This window comes from Pedobacter antarcticus (assembly GCF_900103515.1).
Taxonomy (GTDB): Bacteria; Bacteroidota; Bacteroidia; order Sphingobacteriales; family Sphingobacteriaceae; genus Pedobacter; species Pedobacter antarcticus.
Window position 1 is genome coordinate 1 of the sequence record NZ_FNGZ01000015.1, and the last position, 19632, is coordinate 19632.

The 19632-nt window shown below is 38.0% G+C and carries 22 protein-coding genes, 2 pseudogenes and 1 riboswitch; of the genes and pseudogenes, 2 read left to right on the top strand and 22 right to left on the bottom strand.

What is annotated here, in order from left to right:
* Positions 1-157 precede the first annotated feature (157 nt).
* The 8 genes from BLR53_RS18535 to BLR53_RS18575 all read right to left on the bottom strand — a co-directional run bounded on the left by BLR53_RS18535 (position 158) and on the right by BLR53_RS18575 (position 5111).
* Positions 158-397, bottom strand: coding sequence for a hypothetical protein (locus BLR53_RS18535; RefSeq protein WP_143007907.1), 240 nt, complete (start codon positions 395-397; stop codon positions 158-160).
* Between the two features lie 271 nt (positions 398-668).
* The gene (locus BLR53_RS18540; protein ID WP_074591717.1) at positions 669-860 is read right to left on the bottom strand and encodes a hypothetical protein; all 192 of its coding nucleotides are present in this window, start codon (positions 858-860) and stop codon (positions 669-671) included.
* Between the two features lie 12 nt (positions 861-872).
* Positions 873-1067, bottom strand: a complete 195-nt coding sequence (locus BLR53_RS18545) for a hypothetical protein (RefSeq protein WP_074591718.1) — start codon at positions 1065-1067, stop codon at positions 873-875.
* Positions 1068-1102: 35 nt separating this feature from the next.
* Positions 1103-1360, bottom strand: coding sequence for a hypothetical protein (locus BLR53_RS18550; RefSeq protein ID WP_074591719.1), 258 nt, complete (start codon positions 1358-1360; stop codon positions 1103-1105).
* Positions 1361-1401: 41 nt separating this feature from the next.
* Positions 1402-1650 carry a hypothetical protein gene (locus BLR53_RS18555; protein ID WP_074591720.1) on the bottom strand — a complete coding sequence of 83 codons (249 nt, stop codon included), beginning with the start codon at positions 1648-1650 and terminating at the stop codon, positions 1402-1404.
* A gap of 972 nt (positions 1651-2622) precedes the next feature.
* Entirely contained in the window at positions 2623-3852 is a 1230-nt protein-coding gene (locus BLR53_RS18565; protein ID WP_074591722.1) for a hypothetical protein, read from the bottom strand.
* Between the two features lie 224 nt (positions 3853-4076).
* The gene (locus tag BLR53_RS18570; protein ID WP_074591782.1) at positions 4077-4436 is read right to left on the bottom strand and encodes a DUF6876 family protein; all 360 of its coding nucleotides are present in this window, start codon (positions 4434-4436) and stop codon (positions 4077-4079) included.
* Between the two features lie 357 nt (positions 4437-4793).
* Positions 4794-5111 (bottom strand): hypothetical protein, encoded by a 318-nt coding sequence (locus BLR53_RS18575; RefSeq protein WP_074591723.1) that lies wholly within the window; start codon positions 5109-5111, stop codon positions 4794-4796.
* Positions 5112-5451: 340 nt separating this feature from the next.
* A riboswitch (TPP riboswitch) is annotated at positions 5452-5547 on the bottom strand.
* Between the two features lie 301 nt (positions 5548-5848).
* On the opposite strand from BLR53_RS18575, the gene BLR53_RS18580 reads away from it, so the two are divergent.
* Together BLR53_RS18580 and BLR53_RS18585 are read left to right on the top strand one after the other, a co-directional pair.
* Complete coding sequence (locus BLR53_RS18580; protein WP_074591724.1) at positions 5849-6142, top strand: hypothetical protein; 294 nt, start codon at positions 5849-5851, stop codon at positions 6140-6142.
* 77 nt (positions 6143-6219) lie between these two features.
* Positions 6220-6972 (top strand): PRC-barrel domain-containing protein, encoded by a 753-nt coding sequence (locus BLR53_RS18585; RefSeq protein WP_074591725.1) that lies wholly within the window; start codon positions 6220-6222, stop codon positions 6970-6972.
* A gap of 349 nt (positions 6973-7321) precedes the next feature.
* Here the strand turns inward: BLR53_RS18585 and BLR53_RS18590 are convergent.
* The 14 genes and pseudogenes from BLR53_RS18590 to traN all read right to left on the bottom strand — a co-directional run.
* A pseudogene (locus tag BLR53_RS18590) lies at positions 7322-7420 on the bottom strand (four-helix bundle copper-binding protein); the annotation flags it as partial.
* 463 nt (positions 7421-7883) lie between these two features.
* Positions 7884-8384: a hypothetical protein gene (locus tag BLR53_RS20205; RefSeq protein WP_244889574.1), complete on the bottom strand. Its 501-nt coding sequence runs from the start codon at positions 8382-8384 to the stop codon at positions 7884-7886.
* A 108-nt stretch (positions 8385-8492) separates the two neighbouring features.
* Positions 8493-8876: pseudogene (locus tag BLR53_RS20355) on the bottom strand (PH domain-containing protein); the annotation flags it as partial.
* A 1-nt stretch (position 8877) separates the two neighbouring features.
* A complete protein-coding gene (locus BLR53_RS18600) occupies positions 8878-10542 on the bottom strand; it encodes a hypothetical protein (RefSeq protein WP_074591727.1) in 1665 nt (554 codons plus the stop codon).
* A 357-nt stretch (positions 10543-10899) separates the two neighbouring features.
* The gene (locus BLR53_RS18605) at positions 10900-11676 is read right to left on the bottom strand and encodes a topoisomerase C-terminal repeat-containing protein (protein ID WP_176763562.1); all 777 of its coding nucleotides are present in this window, start codon (positions 11674-11676) and stop codon (positions 10900-10902) included.
* 34 nt (positions 11677-11710) lie between these two features.
* Positions 11711-12298, bottom strand: a complete 588-nt coding sequence (locus tag BLR53_RS18610) for a hypothetical protein (protein WP_143007909.1) — start codon at positions 12296-12298, stop codon at positions 11711-11713.
* A 67-nt stretch (positions 12299-12365) separates the two neighbouring features.
* Positions 12366-13601, bottom strand: a complete 1236-nt coding sequence (locus BLR53_RS18615) for a DUF4099 domain-containing protein (protein ID WP_074591730.1) — start codon at positions 13599-13601, stop codon at positions 12366-12368.
* Between the two features lie 16 nt (positions 13602-13617).
* Positions 13618-14853 carry an ArdC family protein gene (locus BLR53_RS18620; RefSeq protein WP_074591731.1) on the bottom strand — a complete coding sequence of 412 codons (1236 nt, stop codon included), beginning with the start codon at positions 14851-14853 and terminating at the stop codon, positions 13618-13620.
* On the bottom strand, positions 14843-15019 hold the full coding sequence (locus BLR53_RS20005; RefSeq protein ID WP_176763563.1) for a hypothetical protein: 177 nt from the start codon (positions 15017-15019) through the stop codon (positions 14843-14845). The genes BLR53_RS18620 and BLR53_RS20005 overlap by 11 nt, the downstream gene beginning before the upstream one ends.
* A gap of 2 nt (positions 15020-15021) precedes the next feature.
* The gene (locus tag BLR53_RS18625; protein ID WP_074591732.1) at positions 15022-15666 is read right to left on the bottom strand and encodes a M23 family metallopeptidase; all 645 of its coding nucleotides are present in this window, start codon (positions 15664-15666) and stop codon (positions 15022-15024) included.
* A gap of 244 nt (positions 15667-15910) precedes the next feature.
* Positions 15911-17887: a type IV secretion system DNA-binding domain-containing protein gene (locus BLR53_RS18630; protein ID WP_074591783.1), complete on the bottom strand. Its 1977-nt coding sequence runs from the start codon at positions 17885-17887 to the stop codon at positions 15911-15913.
* A gap of 74 nt (positions 17888-17961) precedes the next feature.
* A complete protein-coding gene (locus BLR53_RS18635) occupies positions 17962-18300 on the bottom strand; it encodes a hypothetical protein (RefSeq protein WP_074591733.1) in 339 nt (112 codons plus the stop codon).
* 6 nt (positions 18301-18306) lie between these two features.
* On the bottom strand, positions 18307-18744 hold the full coding sequence (locus tag BLR53_RS18640) for a hypothetical protein (protein WP_143007910.1): 438 nt from the start codon (positions 18742-18744) through the stop codon (positions 18307-18309).
* Between the two features lie 32 nt (positions 18745-18776).
* Positions 18777-19625: a conjugative transposon protein TraN gene (gene traN, locus BLR53_RS18645; RefSeq protein ID WP_074591735.1), complete on the bottom strand. Its 849-nt coding sequence runs from the start codon at positions 19623-19625 to the stop codon at positions 18777-18779.
* Positions 19626-19632 lie beyond the last annotated feature (7 nt).

Consider the following 19632-nt stretch of genomic DNA (forward strand, 5'->3'; position numbering starts at 1 on the left):
CAAGTTCTGTTAAGGTTGAGCCTTCAATTTTAGTGGAATGGTGAACGATGGAAATTAAATTGAATTTCTCATGGTCTACAACTTCGGCTATGCCCAATGCATTATATCTATCTATTAATTTGGCTAAGTCCATGAGTGCTAATATTAGTTTTAAGTATTACTTCACTGATTTTTTCCTTTTAAGGATATCATCCATTATCTTCATATCCCTTTCCTCGTCGGATTTTCTATCAGATTTCTTTGTTTTTATTGTATCCTTTTTAACTGTATCCACTTTTTCTACTGTATCAATGGTAGAAACCGTATCCGTAATGGTATCCTCTGCTGCATTTTCACTATTGTTGCAAGAAACCAAAAAAATGATTGCTGACAATAAAGCTATTAACGATTTTTTCATAAAATACATTTTAGTAACTACCAAAGGTATCTATTAAAATTTCATCAGGCAAAAAGGCAACCAAAAACAAACTTTCACTATCATTATCTTTCTTCCTGGGCAGCTGCAGGAATTTGTTTTGCTATCAAAATTCGCTGAGGATTTTCAAACCGGTTGGAAAGAATGCTATCATTAAACGGTTGGCCCTGCCCTGATCTGCGGATGCTCCGGTTTTACTTTAATAGCATTTGATTAACAAAGATATCTAAATATAAAGATATCAAGGTATAATTTACCTGATCACATATATAGGTTCGTCTATATCTAACTTAAAAACGTGTTTTTGACCAAACCTCTTGATAACTAAAGTTGAAGTTTTTTGTAGGTCGTTATTTTCAAGCACTTCACCCAGGTTAATAAGGTAGTCGCCTATTACAATATCAGAGTGGCTGATCTGTATAATACTTTTATCAAGTTCATTCATAATTAGGATGATTTAAACGGTTGCTACAAGTTCAGAAATGTCTATTAAAAAATCGTCATTCTTAATGACGTGTGCTTTCAATATCTTAAATTGGATATCAGGGCTTAATTCATTTTTGAGGGTTTCTAATGCTTTAAAAACGCTTTCCCCTTTCATTTCCAATCTGCCGAAATGCTCAATTTCAAATACATATTTTTCCTCGTCCATGATCTTTAAATTTATATAAATAGATAATGATATCTTTATATCATTCTTTTAACTTCTTCGCATTCGCGTGAATTTTCAAATTTTGTTTTTGGCATTACCGCTAAAAGAAAAACGGTGACTATAGCAGTTAGGAAGAGAAGTATCATTTCTACTGTGTCGTATTGTTGGTTAATTTTATAAAATAGGGCGAGGGATATGAAAGCATTCCAGGCTACCCATTTCCAACGCTCGAAATAATAGTCTCTTTTTGCCTTTTTGTAAAGGGGATGGTGTTGTAATTCGTTCTGTTTCATAGGTAATCATTAAGATATATTGATATCAATATTTAAAGATATCAACTTGTTAGTTTTGTTATTTGAGACAATCCGCTTAGTATATCTAAGCTTGCAGACCTGTAATCAGCAACTTTTTGTTTTAACTGTTGCCTTTCCTGCTTAAGTTCAGCAACCTCTTTTTCCAATGCAAGGCATTTTTGAGCAGCATATAATAATGCTTTAGTTGCAACTGAGATATCATATTTCTTTTTAAGTTCTTCAATTAATAGATTGTCGCTTTCTGTTGCTCTTACTGTTAGTACACTCATGGCTTTAAAATTTAGTGATTGATATATAACAAAGATATAAAAATATCTTGATATATTGATATCTTTATATAAACAACTATGTATTTTTTTCTTTTTACTGGCATATCTTTTGTACCTTTATATAAAGATACTTTGATATAATTATATCATCAATTTTTTACTTAAAGCAAATAGGTATGACTGGGTTCGGCAAATTTTTAGTAGCTACAATAATTAGCTTCTTTTTGATGATAGGAGCTTTAGGTTCTGCGCATCCTACTTTTTTGATTTCACTTGCCCTTTTGGTATGGATAATATTTATTTGGTCTGCCACTTCGGGTTCATCAAAACGCAACCGTGATAGGGACGAAGAAATAAAGCTTTTCAATTCTTTTTTAAAATCGAAAGGTAAATTTTAACCATCTGTATTCCAGTAGGGCAGGAGAAGCTTTCTTTATTGCCTTAAAATCTAATTTGTAAGCGGATAAGAGAAATTCAGATGTATTTTTTCTTTTTGCTGTTTATTAATCCACTTATGTAAGCAGGGTACAAGCTACTTATTAGGCGATCTGCTGGAATATTTTTACTTTTAGATAGTTCTTTGTGTTTTGATATAAATCTGTTCTTAAAACGCTTAATTTGTGTCCATCTTGACGACCGTAGGGAGTAAAATAAAACCCTTTGCGAAGCAAAATCCTTTATATATAGATTTTGCTATTAAGATATAATAATGGTCGAAATACTATAATGCTTATTAAAAAAAATGCCGTTTCCACGCTCCAAACGCCTATTTACTTTCTTGGTTGGGTCGAAATACTATAATAGAGCCTATTGAGGGTCGAAAAGCTATAACGGTTGGTCGAAATACTATAACGGTTTACCCTTCCAGGTCGAAATGTTATAACGGTTGGTCGAAATACTATAATGGTAAAGTGGGCTAAGGTCGAAATACTATAATACTGGGTCGGTATATTATAACGCCCAGTCGGTATGTTATAATGCCTCTAACACGGGCTCAATATTTAAAAAGCCCTCATGTATCATCCTGATTGCCTCGCTATCTTTAAGCTGTTTAGCCTTGTTCCACTCATTGGCCTTGAAGTAAACAGCTTTTAAAACCTCGACCTTGCGTTGCAAATCAGCTTCTGTAGAGTTTAACCATCTCTGAAATGGGTCTGTTTCTTTCTCAAAGGCCGTAATTTTGCTTAAACGCTCCTGCGGGTATAAACTATCAAACAAATGCCTTAAGTCTTTTATAAGCGTTAATTTTAGTTTATGATCTACCTGCATTCTCTGCACGATCTCGGGATGCATATTCGAGGTAAAATCAAATCTAACCAAATAGTCTTCGGCATATTTATTATTTTCAATACTACCGCTCACAAATTTGTATTCAAAAGAGAAGTGCAGCAGCTTCTTATCGCTGTTAATGTTTCTATGAATTGACTTTAAAATATTGCTAACAGCCTCCTTTTTATGTTTTGGCTCTTTTTCAACTGGATTGCCTTTTTTATCAGGCTCTTTCATATACCGAACGCCCGCAAGGTCTGCCAAATGATCTACCGAATATAAAGGAATGTCAACCTTTCCCTGTTGGGACGAATAGATGTGAAATATTTTATTCAGCCATATATATATTTTCTTCCTGGAATGCCCCCCCTTGCCTTTGCCGATGGCCGGAAGTCTGGTAGTATCAAGGGTATAGTACCTTTTTACAAATCCTTCGATAATAACATCTGAAAGGCGTACTTCATAGACCTTTTTAGTTCCCAGTACCGAACCGCTCTGTAGATAAATATCTTTAAGGATAGGGAAGTTTTCAAGCTTGATGATCTTGCCATCTTCTCTATAATCATGCACTTTGGAAAATAGGATATTGGTTCTTAGCATTCGGTAAAGCGTATAGTCAAGTACACTTTCAAATTTATGCCCTTCATAAACCGGGGCCTTAACACGGCCACTGGCTATATCGGGATGAATAGCGCAAAGGTTAGGTGCGCTGATACCCGTAAATTCGCTATATTCTTTAATGGTGAACTTCGTATAGCCAAAAAGGTTGTTATTGAGCTTCTTGCTCATGAAAATGATGAAATCCAAAACGTTTTGCGCATCACCCTCAAAGCTATTATCAATATCCATCAGGTTGTCGGCAACGCTTCGATCAACCCTTGACAGGCTGTAACTTAATTCTTTTGCTTTATCTGTTTGTACGTTATTTTCCATGAACATAAATTTTGATATCAATATACAAAGATATCAATATATCTTAAATAATAGAACTTTTAGGGTGTAAAGTGCATATGTAAAAATAAGCATTTTTTCTTTTGCTGTTTATTTACCAAAAGGTCGATAGGGTAGGGCGGGGAACGACAAGTAACCAAATTGCATTATAGTATTTCGACCGAAGGTAATACGGCCATAAAAAAAGCCCCAAAGGGGCTTGGTATTTAGTGCTCATTCGGTAAATGAATTACCTCGTTTTCTAACCAAAGATGTACTTCGTTTGCTTTAAAATCGGAAAACTGAATATTTATTTCTTTAATGACGTTTTTGTTTCCATCCTCTACGGAAAGTTTAAAGCTGTTGTTGCGCACTCGCTTTAATATCCAAACCTGAAACTCCTGGGCCTGCCGAATATCCCTTGAATGGATACTAATTAAATCAAGCAACCAATAACATTCATAAGTATCAGCAAGGTATTTTACCCCCTCTGTTACATGTACCCCAAAAATGTATTTGTAAATGCTTTCTGAACCGCCCGCAAACTGATTAAATTCGTAAGTGCTGTTTAACCTAAATTCTTCCATTTTATTGAATTTTATCATAAACCTGAATTAGTTTATATGCGGCATTCCGGTTCTAAAACCGAATTAGTGCAAAAAATTTGGAAAGAAAATGCGGTGGGGTTCCCCCAGGGATACCCATTTTGTTTTTAAATTATTTGGTGTGATGGTGAGGGGGCAGCCCACGTTTCGGGATTAGGGCCGACCTTTGTATCTAAACTAAAATATGACTACTCCCCAATGATTCTTTAATCGGGAACACCCTCTATATATAGGGGAATGCTATCAAAACGGAAAGAGCTGCCGGAGCTGGCCACGAAATTTTACTATCAAAAAGTCACACCCGGACTTTCTCCAGGAATAACTTTTGCTATCAATGTATTAGAAAAGTGAATACTGTGCTTCTGTATCAATAACAATGTATTGCTCTTTAATAAAGTGTTTAATTGCATCCTCGGCAAATGTTTTAAAGCAGGTATAGCCATAAAGCGATTCAGGATGAAAAAAATGTGATTTGCCATTTTTCTTGCCCGTAACCTGATTGATATAGCTAACCTGTAAATGGGATATACAAGGTAGGCCGTTTTCCTTAAGCACATTAAATGGTTTAAATCTGAAATGTACATCTACTTTGGTGCTACCTATGTTTTTTGTGTAGTGGTTTTCTGTTAAAAATTCTTGATGAATGGTCGTTTCCATGATAATAAGCTTTAAATTTTTATTGCATGGGGTAGACTGGAAGCATAACCGTCAAGGGCGGTAAGGAACGAGCCGTTTATATACCCTTGATGGTTATAAAGCGATCAGTTGTACCTTTGCTTACTAAAAATAAAGCGGTTCACTGATAACGACTTTATGAAGTTGACAGATAATGCTATCATAAACAATAACCTGGTAGATCTTCAGGAAAACTTAATGCTATCAAACAGTCGAGCGGATCTCGCTGCCGGCACAAAAATATGCTATCATGCTTAAAACAATTAAACACGGGGATTTTCTTGCTTATCTTAAAATCAAAAGGGGCTTGGCCTAAGCCAAAACCCCAGGAGCTTTTTTGTCCCTTCGCTGGTATTACCCAGATCAAGTTCAATGGGTATATCTCAGGTTTCCTAAAAAACCACCCAAAAAAGCTTCACGTAATGTAGCGTAAAAACCATGCTAATTGTTTAATTAACAGTCCGGTAATTTTTACGGTTGAATGTTCATACCGCTTTCAAATCTTCAATGCGGTAGAGCGGCTTATTAAGCTAAGATTAAAAAGAACGAAACATTACATGCCGGTTAAATGTTATAGGGCTTTAAAAGAAATCAAATTTTAATCCCCTTTAAAATTTACGCTATGGAATTCATCGGTATTGCATTCGCGCTTTTTTATGCTGTTACTTTAACAGCGGTCTTTAGTTTGATCTTTAAAATACGGGCCCCTGGAATGGGTTATGGATTTTTTTCTTCCTTCTTTTTTTATTGCCTTGGGCGCAGGAGAATGGGTGGCCCCGTCCGGGTCTATAGCATGGGGGTATTATTGGGCTCCGGGGCTGCTTGCGGCCATTACATTCGCCCTGGTGATTGCCGCTGCTGCGCCCTCATCACCAGTAACTGCCAAAAGCGCCATGGCAAATAAAACACCCGTAGACCTGAAAAAAGATGAAGAAACTGCGGTAGCTGCTGTTTTAACCATCAGTATTTTCTTTTGGGTATTGGTAGCTATATTGGTTACAGCAGCGATTTAAGGCATCATTGCTCGTTGAGGGATCTATCCTTATTATTTATTAAATTGTTTTTATATACACTGCTTAAATCTAAAACTATGTTATACAATGTAAAAAGTTTTGTTGGCTTCCATATTGGGGCTAGCGACGGCGAAATCGGAAAAGTGGAAGACTTTTATTTTGATGATGAAACCTGGACAATACGTTACCTGGTCGTAAAAACAGGGGGCTGGCTATCCGGCCGTAAAGTGCTTATTTCTCCGTCGGCAGTAAATCAACCTGATTGGAAAAATAAGATCTTCCCTGTTAATCTTACCCAGGAACAGGTAAAAAACAGTCCCGATATCGACACGGAAAAGCCCGTCTCCCGCCAGCAGGAGATCGAATTGTACAGTCATTATGCCTGGCCGTACTACGGAATTGGCGGGGTAGGTTTTTACGGTGGTATGGGCATGACCGGTATGGCAGAAACCATGACACCACTGGAAGAAAGCATAGCTGCATCAAACCCTGATCAGCAAACAGGTGATCCGCACCTGCGCAGTACCAGTGAAGTTAAGGGCTACCAGATCCATGCTACCGATGGCGAAATCGGCGAGGTAGAGGACTTTGTTATGGATGACAATAGCTGGACGCTGCGCTTTATGGTTGTGGATACCGGAAACTGGTTTCCCGGAAAAAAAGTTTTAATATCACCCAAATGGATCACGGATATACAATGGTCAAATTCGGCTGTGTATGTGGATCTTCCGGTAGATGCTGTAAAAAACAGCCCTGAATATGACCTCTCTAAACCAATACCGGAAGTTTACGAAACTGATCTTTATACCTATTATGGAAAAACTTTTTAATTGCTCTCGCTTTCTATAACTTTTGGATCGGTCAGTTCGGTTGGCATTTGCATAGAAGCTTGCAGTACGCTTTCTTCTTCGCTCTGGTCTGCGGGGTATACAGGATATTAACGGCATATACCCCTTCTTTTTTTCATCAAAAGCTGAAACACTGCTCTTTGCCAGGCTGGTTATATTGGTTTCCACGATATGTGCATCCTTATTGTCGGCCATCCATTCGTTTATTTCTGATTGCAGGGCTTTTATTGTGGGCGCAGCAAAGATCTGGATCTTATTCATACCGGAAATATTCTGTTGTAAACTTATTAAAGAATTAAAAAAAAATGCAGGCCTGCCTGCATTTTAAAACTTAAGTTGCCATTTTCCGGCATTCCTCTGCGCATTCGCTACAGGCTTTGGCACACTCCTGGCAATGTTCGGTCTGGTGCTGTCCGCATTCCATGCCGCATTTTTCGCATAGGTAGGTTTGAACAAAAAGAAGTTACATTAGAGTATCCATCCGGAATAAAAATTTCGGTGGATGTTTCTTATCATTAATAGCGAAGCTTTTAATGCTTCAATGAAGGTGAATATTTTTTAAATCTATTTAGGGTAACTCCCCAGTCGTTACGATAAAGATTTCTTTTATTTAAGGTGCTATCAAAAAATGCCCTGATCAGGCGCTCGGCCAATAAATAATACTATCATAAAAGGTGTTCCGGATTTTCTCGAGCAAAGTAATTTGCTATCATAATCCAAAGCTGCACCTGGCGGCCATTGAAAAAAATGCTATCAGTATTTACGGTGGCCTGTCCTGATCTGCGGATGCCCCGGCACTACTATGATAGCAAAGATGTAAAACGAAAAAAGGCGTTGGCTTCGGCCAACGCCCATGATCTAATTAAAAAACGGAACGGCTAAAAGAAAAAAGATTAGTAAGCTGAAATATCTAAATTTTGTGAAACGGGTTCTGTTACCTGCCCAACTGGTAAAGCTTTGTAATTATAGGTTTCAATCAGCTTATTTTCTGCATATACTTTTATTGAGGCAGAAATAGGTGTTTGGGCGGCATCATCGGTGTTCTTGGTTTGTGTGGCCGACAACAAAAACCCCAACCTGTTAACCGCTTCTTTGCTTTCTACAACAAACTTACTACTGGTCAAATCAGCTATATAATTATACGCATTGCCTTGTGATATAACCTGTGTCCATTGTGTGTTTGTCGGGATGTTGATCATTGGCTCAACAAATGTGCCCTTTCCCTTGGTCAATGAGTTAATGGTAAATAGTAACTGGTAATTTTGATAGCTGCCGGAAAACTCAACTTCAACCCTTACTTTCTTTTCTGACTTAGTTTGTATATCCGGGTCATTGTCTTTACTGCATGAAACAAACATCAGTGCTAACATACAAAGGCTTAATAACTTTTTCATAGGTGGTAATTTTAAATTTCTAATTGATTTCAATGATTTTACTTTTTGCTCGCGCACGCTGTACCAAATCCCTATCGTGTCATTCAGGTTTGACTGAGGGATGCCATTTAAGGCAATTACAACGTCTTGTTTATCGGTTGTAAATAGGGTCAAGGTCATAATTTTCAACATCCTCACAACAAGGTTTTGCTTTATGACGTAATCTTTTACCCTATATAATTCAAGTGTTATAAGTGTATAGCTGAATATTCCAGTCCTTATTTTTAAGGTTTCTGCTGTAAGAATATAAAGCGTTAAGCGGATATAAAAGAACCGATAAAATGCAATAGCCAATACTACAATTGCGGGTAAACAAAGTATGTTCAACCAAAAAGCCCCGACCAATAATGCTACCGCTATAAATAACAATCCAAAGACTGATAAAAAGCAGTAGGAAATGGTGGGGCTTAATTGTAAGTATCGTTCCTGATTTGGGATGCCGATACTGTTCATATTATCGGCTTCGTTGGTAGCCTTTATCTTCCTGGTTCTGACCCTTTATTTCTTGTTGCTTTTCATACACAAGCTTAAGGTCTTTATCGTAAAGGCTAAGATTTTTGAACTGGGGGCTTGCTGCTACAAAAGCTTTTTCTTCTGTACCGTTCTTCTCGAGGGTTACAGATTGAAGGTTACCCCTTTTCAAAGAGGACATTAACCGTTCCCGATGGTCGGGGTCGTTAAGTTCTTTTATTGGATGGGCGGTAACAGCTTTATCCAGGTCAAAGCCATAGTTTTTAAAGAACGTTTTAAAAGGGAAATCGCCCTGATCGTTTTTCTTTTCAAAATCAAGCTTCATCCAAACTTCTTCTTTTCTTTTTGTTGGGGGCAAGTCTATTTCCTTGCCCTTTTCATCAAATCTGGCAACAGGTATTCCTTTTTCAGTAAGTGTTAAGCTGGCGGTATTCTTATCTTTAGTAAGTTCCTTCACCATTTGTCTTGCACCCGCCATATCCTTAACATCATAAGGGATATCGTCGTTGCTCTTATCGTTTTTATGGATGAAAGAGTGTACCAGGGCGAGATTTTCCCTTGCTACAGATTTGTCGGTTATGTCTTTACCTTTAGCATCAAACCGTTTAATTACTGCGTCTTGGTGCCATATTTCATAATCAACATTTTTATTTGCCTTGACCAATTCTTGAACTTTAGCCCTTGCTTCCGGCATTGTTGAAACTTTCGCTTCTGCGGGGGTCAAAAAGCCTGCACGAATTTCGAATTTACTTGTAATCTCCGCATTTTTTTGAATAGAACGGCCTGAAAGAAGGTTATAAGCTTCTTTGGCTGTTATGTCGTTCCCCTTGTTTAAGGTAAACACACGGCTTACAGGCTCTTGTACCGTGCCGTTGGCATTGCCTTTTTCAAGGGTTGCCTGATAGTCGTTTAAAAAATAGTTGTCGGTAGTTTTGCTTTTACTAAACCGCAATTCATAATTTACCATATCCTTTGCGTTCGGCGTAGCAAATGCAGCCGAAGCACCCAGGGTAAATTTATCCGAACCCTCTTTTAACCGAACTTCTAATGCAGAATTGAGATTTTCCCCGAAGCCAAGATATTTAAGGCTTTTTTTAAGGTATTCAAAATTCTGTTCATTAAGTTGAGTTTTCTTCATATCAAAAGTTACATCCTCAAAATTAACAAATCTCTTGTCCTTATCTGTTGGTTCTTCTGTAAAATGTCTCATAATATACCCTTTATCATCGACAAAGTAGTACACATCCCTCTGATCTACAACGAGTGCATCTAAAAGAAGATCGTACTTGTCTTTTACCGACAACTGGTGACCGTCGATCACATCGGGAATTGAAGTCAACTGCTCTGGTGTAAGTTTTGGTTTTTCAAGGGAAACTGTTGTGTCCTTGCTTCCTTTAAATGGTGCTTCGAAAAGCTCTTTCTGTTCTGCATTCGGGGGAATGACCTGAACGGGGTTTGGGAGAATTTCCATTTTTTTATAATTTAAGTTTTGATTATTCGAGATTCCTATGTTTTCGGGCTTGATTTTAGCATCGTTCTTATCCGTTTTTGAATTTTGCTTTTGTTCAAAAAAATCTATTAATTCATCGGTAAAATCTGTTTCCCCAAAATCTGTTAAGGGGTTAATGTCTCCTTGGTTTCTGTCCATTACGTTTTGATTTTAAAGTGGGTTAGTAAATAATATCTATTAAATGAGCATCAGGGGTAGAAGTGGTTATCCTTTTTGACTGGGTTAACTCATGTTAAGGGAATTTCGAATGCAGCAAACACCCGGTGAAGGTTTACCGTAACGTGGTTTTTGTGAAATGGAGAAGTTGCCTTATTATGAGGTGCGTTTGTAATTTGTGTAAACGTGGCTGACCAAAGGGAAAAAACGGTTACTTAAATTACAAAATAGGGGGTGGGTCAAAAAGATATGAACGGATGACCCGTGCAAGCCTCGAGCGTAGGAATGCCCAAATCTTTTTTTAGGAACTTTTAACTATTTCAAGTTTATAGTCGTGATTTAACTGATAGAACCCGTATATTCATCACTATTCTTAGGCTTAAATTGTGTTTTATCCGACTTACCTTTTTGGCATAAATCCAAAAAATCCTTAAGCGAGATCTTCTTGCCCGAAATCTCACGCCAAACTGTAAACTCGCACCTTATCTGATCATTCTTATAATTAGAACATCCGTATGCCCAGGGGTTCACCGAAATACTTCCTGTTTTGCACTTAGGACATTTAGTCAACTCAAAATCAAACTTTACCTGAAAGCTATCATCAAGAAAAAGTTTAGCGCCAAACGTTTTTTGGCTGTTGCTTAAAAAATCTATTCTATAATCCGTAGAGCTGCCATTTAAAAGAACCTCGGCCTCATTTTCTGATAGAAGAACACCTGCAACATTCCTGTTTATATACAAATCGCACTCCTTATTATTAAAAAAGTCCTCGCAAATAAAGGTTTTATGGGAAATCCGCACCTGCTTACCACATTTAGGGCAGGGAGTGTCTAATGACTTATCCTGAAAATGAGGCTTAATAATTCCATCATCAATAACCAACTTAGCAGAAAACGGCTTATTTTCTTTGTTAATCAGATCATCAAAAAAATCAGTTTCTTTCTGATCGGCAAGCTGCTCAACAATCTTCCATGTCATTTCCTTTCCGAAATACGTTTTAAAAATCGTAAAGCTGCATTTATCATCTATACTTTTGAAATGGTTACACATATAACCCTTTGCCCCTTCTATCAAATTACCTTGATTGCAAACGGGGCATTTAGCGATATTTTCCATATATGAGATATTGATATATTGATACATAATAATTTTAGGTGAAACCGTTTTTTTGGGCCAAATAGCCCAAAAAAGACAAATATTTTTTATCGCTCGGTTTGTGTGTTTTAATATTACTCCGCTTGCCAAGTTGCCTATGAAATGAAAAATAAGAGAATTGGTTTCGGTTGATGCTTACCGTTTTGAAAGGCGTTGCGTTGGTAACGGCAGTAACAATGTCATTGCCCAGGGCAAATGAGCAATCTTTGTTTGTAAGCCAAAGCGAAGCTTTGCAGTCATAAATTTTACCGATTATATCATTGGTAAATACTGTATGAAACTTACTTTCTTTAAATTTCTTTTTAAGCAGGTCAATTTGTTGTTTTGAGGGGCAAACACCCAAAGCGACAAACAGGCAACGGCTAAAATCGTTAAACTTTGAGCTTTTCAGATGGGCAAATGCAATTGCCTCCATAGCTGAAAAAAACAAAAAAACATTTGTTGGTTTGTGTTGATCTCCGGCAAACCAAAGGCCGTTTGTACAAACGAGTTTTACGGTTTTAAACCCGAACAACTCACTATCTTTAAGATCGCCATTAGCATAGTAATTAAAAACCAATCTTCCGGCATGGTCAAAATGCAATGAATTATTAAAAAGACGCTGGACCGCAAGTCCAACGCCTAAAACTGAAAGTAGGGGACTAAAGCTTTTATCTGCCTCGGCCTCTTGAATTTTCGATATCGTTTTCATCTTCGCCTACAGGGTTATTTTTGCCATGATCGGGGTCGTTAACGTTTTTCTCGTTCATTACATCATCTGCATCTTTAATACTTAAAGTGTTCAATTGTGCGGGTGACATTGCCGAAGCGTTGCTAAATTCATGCTTTACGACATTTATTTCGTTGGCTATTGATTTATCATTAGGGAATTTTTGTTGCTTGCGCTCCAATAGTTTTTCAACCTCCTTTAAGGCTGTCAAATACCCCTTGGAATATGATTGTTCCTCTGCTGACTGTTTGCCCAACAAACGGCTTATACCCGTAACCAATAGGTAGCTTAAGCCCCCATCCAAAAGAAGCGACAGTACTAAGGCGCTTCGATTTGATCGTAGGCCGTTTTTATCAGTCGTTCTATACTGAACTTCTGTACCGTCGGCCAAGGTAATAACCTCACCTTCTCTAAGCTTTCGCTTTTTCTCAAAATCGAGCTTCTCGTTATTGATAGCCTCTGGTACTTTCAATTTCGCCGGATTGTAACTCATAAACTGTTTAGTTTGCGGGTCATATTCTATGACAGAACTGCGATCTTGCTCATTAGGCTTAATCTCTCTGGCATTTACAACCTCCCAAGTGTTACGGTTTACTATCTTCTTTTCAAAGGAAGTTACTTCCCCATTGTCATTTTTGACCGGAGCGGAAACCTCTACAGGTCTGTTGCCCAAATTATTCAGCTTTACCCTGTCTCCAATTTTATGTCCCGATTCGCTCAAAGCCCTTTCTAAATCTACCCCCCAAACATGCTTTGTAGTATTGTCGTTTTTAGCTATTTCTATATAATAATTCGGTTTTTCTGTCGGGTCGAAATTGAAGAAGTCTCTACCGTGGGAAACTATAGTACCGTATATTGAGCCTGTTTTTTTAACGTTGGCTTGCTCGCCTTTAACAAGATTTTCCTTTTCCTCTGTTTCCAAAAGCGGATGATCTTGTATCTCATTATAAACAGGGTCAATCCTTAATTTACTTTCACCATCCTGATCTACGACGGATAGTCGTGCTTTCATTGATTCAATTTCAGAACCTACATTTTTAAGTTCAACAAGGTCGGTCATGTTTCCACGCTTCAAGGCATTAATGTTTTCCCTGTCCATAGTGATTGAACCTTCTTTATACAAACCCACATTTTCGAGGTCTTTTAAAGGCAATTGATTATTTAATTGTTCTTTCATGTTACTAAGATTTTGATTAGATTTTTCTTTTGAAACTATTGTCCCCCTGGGCAACAAATTCCCGTGTGGTCGAAATACTATAATCAGGTTCCTTGGTCATTTTTTCAACTGCATCAAGCACTGAAACTGCATTTCTATTGGTTCTTTTGACCTCCACCAAAGAGTTAAAAAGCCCGTCATTTACTGTAAGCTGCACTTTATGCTTATTTGATAAGTCCTGTATCAAAAAGGTTTTTTTATCGGCCTCCAATACTTCGTATGTGGTAGTGTTGTATTTGATTTTATCCCCGGCCTGCAAAGTATTTGGGTTATATTCCTGTGCTTTTGTAGTCTCCTGATTTTGCTCGATTTTCTTTTCAAAGGCCATAACATAATCAAATATGCGCTGTGCATCGGCTGCTGCTGCATGGATTTCATAAGGGGTATCGGTTAAAACCTTAATCCAACTATCAACGTAAGCAATATGTTGTTTGGGGTCATGGCCTATTTTAAGTTCATTACCTAAAATCATGGAAGCGATTTCTGCCCGCAATTCCTCTCGAGCATAATCAGGCGTTCCGAACCTGTTGACCAACTCCCTGTCAAGCCTGGAATGATGGCCTGTCCAATGGCCTAACTCGTGCAGTAGGGTAGAATAATAGCGGTCGGCTGTTTCAAACTGGGGGCGCTCCGGCATATTTATTTTATCAAAAAGAGGCGCATAATAAGCCCTGTCACCTGCAACATGCTCCACTTTTGCGCCCGAAGACTTAACGATACTTTCTGCTCTGGCAACCTTTTCCCATAGTTCATTATCTCTTATCTCCCTAACTGGTAAAGGTGGCACACCTTTAATTTGCTCTGCATTAAATACCCATGCTTTGGTAACAATGGGACTGGTTAATTCCACTTTAATTTTCACGGGTTTTCCATCCGTGCCAATGACTGGCCGTTTGTTTTCGTCAAGCTTAGTTCTTAGATCATGGGTCTTTACAAAGTTTATCATAAACCCCTTTGCCCCCTTTTGTACCTGCCAACCTTCGCTTTCAGCTTGCTTGAAGGTTGCCCAACGTGGGTCACCATAAGGGCTGAACAAATGGAGATACAAAGCATTTAAACCTTTGTATGGATTGCCCGTAACGGCATTATAGGGCATACTATAATCAGTTCCGGCACTATTCCAGGGCTTTTGCCAAGGGGCAATTCCTTGCTTAAGCTGCTCGATGATCTTTTCGGCAACCAACTCATACATTTTCTTTGTTTCAGTAGCCATTGGTGGCCTCCTTTCCCTCGTCCTCCAAATCTTCATCAGGAAGCACGTCTGCAACATCTACACCGTATAATTCTGCTTCGGCTTTATTGAGTTCTATACTTGCGCCCTCGGCCACAAGCTGCAATTTATTTTGCAATGAAATTTCTGTTTTGGTCTTAACTGACATAATCACTTGTTTTGGGTTAGAAAATTGGTTAGTTGCTCTTTTCGGTTTACTGTTAAAATTTCCTTTAGGAATGGAAGGGGATTAATACTTTGCCCCTTATGCTTTACTATAAAATGCAAATGCTCCCCAGTAACTCGGCCTGTTCGACCGCTACGGCCTACTATTGTTCCTGCTTTTACCAAATCCCCGGCCTTGACAAATCTTACTGATAAATGGCCGTAGGTCGTTTCATAAAAACCATGATTTACGACAACGTAGTTGCCAATGATATCATCATAGCTTGATATTACAACAGTTCCATGAAGAACCGAATAGATATTAGCCTGACGTGCGGAAAGGTCAATTCCGTTATGGAATTTCAGGTTTCCCAGTATGGGATGAATGCGGTACCCAAATCCCGAAGTAAGTTTAATATTTGCCAAAGGCAAAGAAGACAATTCGAGGGGTTCTCGCTCGGGTAAATAATTTGAGGTATAAACGGTGTCCTTAACAATTTTGAGTTTGACAACCGTGTCTTTGACAATGCTTTTCTTCTTAACGGCTATGGTATTAATATCCTCTAAACTTATAATAGAGTTGAACTCTTGGGAATAGCCATTTACAGCAAAAAGAAAAAAAGTGAGAAATAAAATTTTAAAGTGTTTCATACGCTTTACTATCAAAAAGGTAAATGATCAACCGGGCGGCCAATGAATTATACTATCAGAATGATTGTACCTGGTCTCTGCAGAGAACCAAACTGCTATCATTATCTTTCCTCCGGAAGATCTCCAGGAACAATAAATGCTATCAAATACAGCTGAGGATCTTCGTGCCGGCAAAAATATTTACTATCATTTAACTGGTGGCGCTGCCCTGATCTGCGGATGCTCCGCTTTAAGTATGATAGCATTAATTAGAATAGTACTGAATGATACCTTCTACGTCTTTGCGGATTTTGAGAAAATTACTATTTAAGATTTTTGCTTTGGTGCCTTTAAAGTCATAGAAGTTGGGCAACTCCCGATATCCTTTTTCTTCCCGTTGTATATCTGCCAAATTAAGATTGACTTTGCAATGAACGTTTGATGTGGTGTGCTTGCCTGTATAATCATTGTTTACATCTGTGGCAATCAAACCAACTAATTCACCCGTGCCTAACTGGGCGATTTTTCCGGCAGGAATAAGAGGGTCGTATTTTTCATTTAGGGATACCGATGTTTTGGAGCGGTCAATGCTTAAGCCTTCGCCTATTTGTTTTTTCTTTCCGAATAGGCGCTCTAACCAGTCTAATGTTTCCTTATTCCTAACCGAACCCGATATTACATTGCCGATTACTGCGGTGATAGTTGTAGCGGTGTCTTTACCCTGCAATTGCTTTAACTGGGGCAACTCCTGCAAACCCAACAATACCGCCACCTTATTACTTCTTGCCGTTGAGATCAAATTTTCAATTTTATGAATAAACAGGGTAGGGGCTTCATCCGCAATAATTGCTGTAGGTAAATTGCCCTTGGTATTAATAAGCCTCGTTAGGCGGTTTACCACTACAGAATAACAAGTTGAATTGATATTTTGGGTTGCGGGGCTATTTGCCAAAATTAGTATTGATGGGTGTTTCGGGTCGCTGATCTTTAAATTAAAATCATCTGCTGAAAATACCCAGGCAGTTTCCTCGGTGTTTAGCCTTGAAATAAAAATCTTTAATGTACCGATCTGACCCTCCAACTGGTCGTAAGCTTTTTTCTGTAATGCCGAAGCAAAGGGAGATAACAAACTTTCAAGTACGGGATAGGTATTCAGACAGGTAAAGATTTCTTCGTATGTTCGGTTTAAAAATGCCAATAAGTGGGCAAATGTCGAATACTTGCCTTTTTCATGGCGTGAAACGAAAAATATGCAGGATGCTAAAAAGTTTACTGCGGATTGAGTAAAAAACTTCTCGCTTCCTCCACTACTATCACTTTTTTGCAAGCTTTCTACGATTGCTTCTGCTGTTTCCGATGCATCAGCAAGGGTTTCTATGTAGTCGGCCCGTAAGGGGTTTATCCTGCGGCTTTTTTCAACCTTGTCTAAATTAATAACGTTAAACTGGTAGTCTTTAATCTTATTATTCTGCTTGGCTAACAGGTAATGGTAATAGGCAATTTGCCCCAGGTCGGGAAACTTAAAATCGTATAAGCACATGGTATAACCTTTGGCTATCATTTGCCGGATAAAAGGATTAACAACCCCAAAAGATTTTCCAGAACCCGGCGTTCCGATCAGGATAGTTCCCCGAAACGGGTTTACCACGTTTATAAAACCGTTATACACTTTCTTTTTATAATAGAACTGCATCGGGATATTAACTGAATAGGGGGTAATATCCGCTTTAACCGACTGCATAAAGCTTTCACCTTCAACATTCCATTCGTCTTTACCAAAACCGCTATGTATGATTTTTGAAATGTTATCCATTGAGGTATGAATAAGAACGGCACCTATCAATGAAGCTGCTATAAATCCAACATTGTACCATGAAGTATAGGGAAAGGCATCGTTCCCGTGTTGATTTAAAAACCATATACTACCGAAAAAAAACAAAAGGCCGATTACTAAAGGGTAAACAATATGTTTTTTAGGGTCTAATTCAAGCTTCTTTTTGCTTAACGTTCCGATTGAAACCAAACAGATAATAACTAAGATGGTGAACTTACTATAAAAGATGTTTTTATAGAGCGCCATTTGTGACAGCTTTTCAAAAATATGTGCAAGGCCATTGCCGAACTTCCCTGAAATAAATATTCGATCTGCATAGATGAATATTATAATTTCAAAAAAAACCAACAAATACACTACGAATTGTAGCATCCCGTGCAGCTTTTGTAATTCCTTTTTCTCTTCCATTTTATAAAAGTTAGGGTATAAAAAAAGATGGCAATTACTTACCATCTTCCTTAATGATTCGGCTATTAAGCCCTTTAAGCAAATACGTTGTGGTAAACTACTTTGCAGATTTCATATAACATCAACGTCCAAAAAAAGGCTGCTACAATAACTACAAAGGCTATAATCTTATTTTTCTTTGACCAGTTGATTAACCTGGTCTTTTTATATACCATCGAACGAATAATGACAGTAAACAAAGTACCTTCGACCATTAACAGGCCAAAGGCAATTGCAAATACAATGATGCCCGTTTTGCCTTGAAAAATATATGGCTCGCTTATCAGGGCCAAAACAACAAGGGCGATACCCGTTGCTATAAAGCCAAGATGTGGCAGCCTGACAATTGGCGGTTGTTGAATTATACTTTCCATTGTTTTTTAATTTATTGGTATCCTGATACCTGCTTCAAGGCCAATGCGCCATTTATCCGCTTTGTCACCCCAAAACAAGACCTGATTACGGTTGATTATAAGAAGATCGAAACCCTTTCCGATGCTTTGAGCATACTCTAAGCCAAGCTGTGGGGCTGCGACAAACTTTCGGGTTGTAGAACCTATCCCTGCGCCCAACCTAAACCTTAAAGCAGTATTACCGCTTCTAAACATAACAGGTTTAAGTACAAAGCCACCCATGATGGTTTTAAGGTCATGGTTTTTATAGTTTTGGTAGTATTCAGCGAAGATTTCATTTTGATTAAAATACTTTGTGCTGATATCAAAACTTAGCGTTCCCGTGAATGCGTTCTTTGCAACCCAACCACCCCTTAAGCTGAAAAACTTAGTTCCGTTCTGCGCCTTAACATTTATGGCTGCCATAAATATAAAGGCAAATATTAATGCCTTTTTCATTATAGAGTATCTGCGTTAAGTACGTCTGAATAATCAAGCTGTAAGGTGATCACACGACCAGAAATTTGTTTTTCCGTAAGCTCAATGGCTAAAACTTTGTTATCGGGAAAGGTGAATTTCTTAAATGCAAATACGTTCCTGTAAGTCCTTTTAAAAGATGCTTTATCATAAAGCTGATAAACTGGCTTTACCTCAATCGACTGCACGTTTGTAGCCTTTGTAATCCGCTTATCATCAATTTTAAAACGAAACTCGTCTACATCATATTTAAGATTTGTATTATTTGAATATGTCACGTCAATAAAAACATAATCATCTACCGTATAGACATTATTAACCTGTGCATCCATACCATAAGCTGACGAGCGGATGGCGTGGGTTTTAGTCCCTTTTTTTAGCGTTTGCAAAGCATAATTATGAAGGTCGGTCTGTGACATAGGGATATTGCCCACATCTAAAGGATTTGTGTTTTTGGGCAGGATTTCAATTTGCGTCTGAACACTTTCTTCATTTTCTGTGTACCAAACGTCATACTGGGCGATAAATTTTTCTCCAACAATGGTAACAATTCCCAGGCTTCGATTTACAAACCCGTAATGCTTTGCGCTATCAGGAATGAACTTTATTCTTAATACATTCTTAACTGGAAGGTCGCCCAACATGCTTTTTGTAGAAATATCAGCGTATTGAATTGGTTCGGGAGAAACAAAGTGCAATGATACATCCTGCGTTATGTAAATCTTTTCAAGCTTACTTTTTTGTAGTGTACCGTCCTTAATTTTTCCCTGTGAGTAGCCATTAAAGGCTAAAAGGAAAACCATTGATAATAATATAAGTATCTTTTTCATGGGTCTG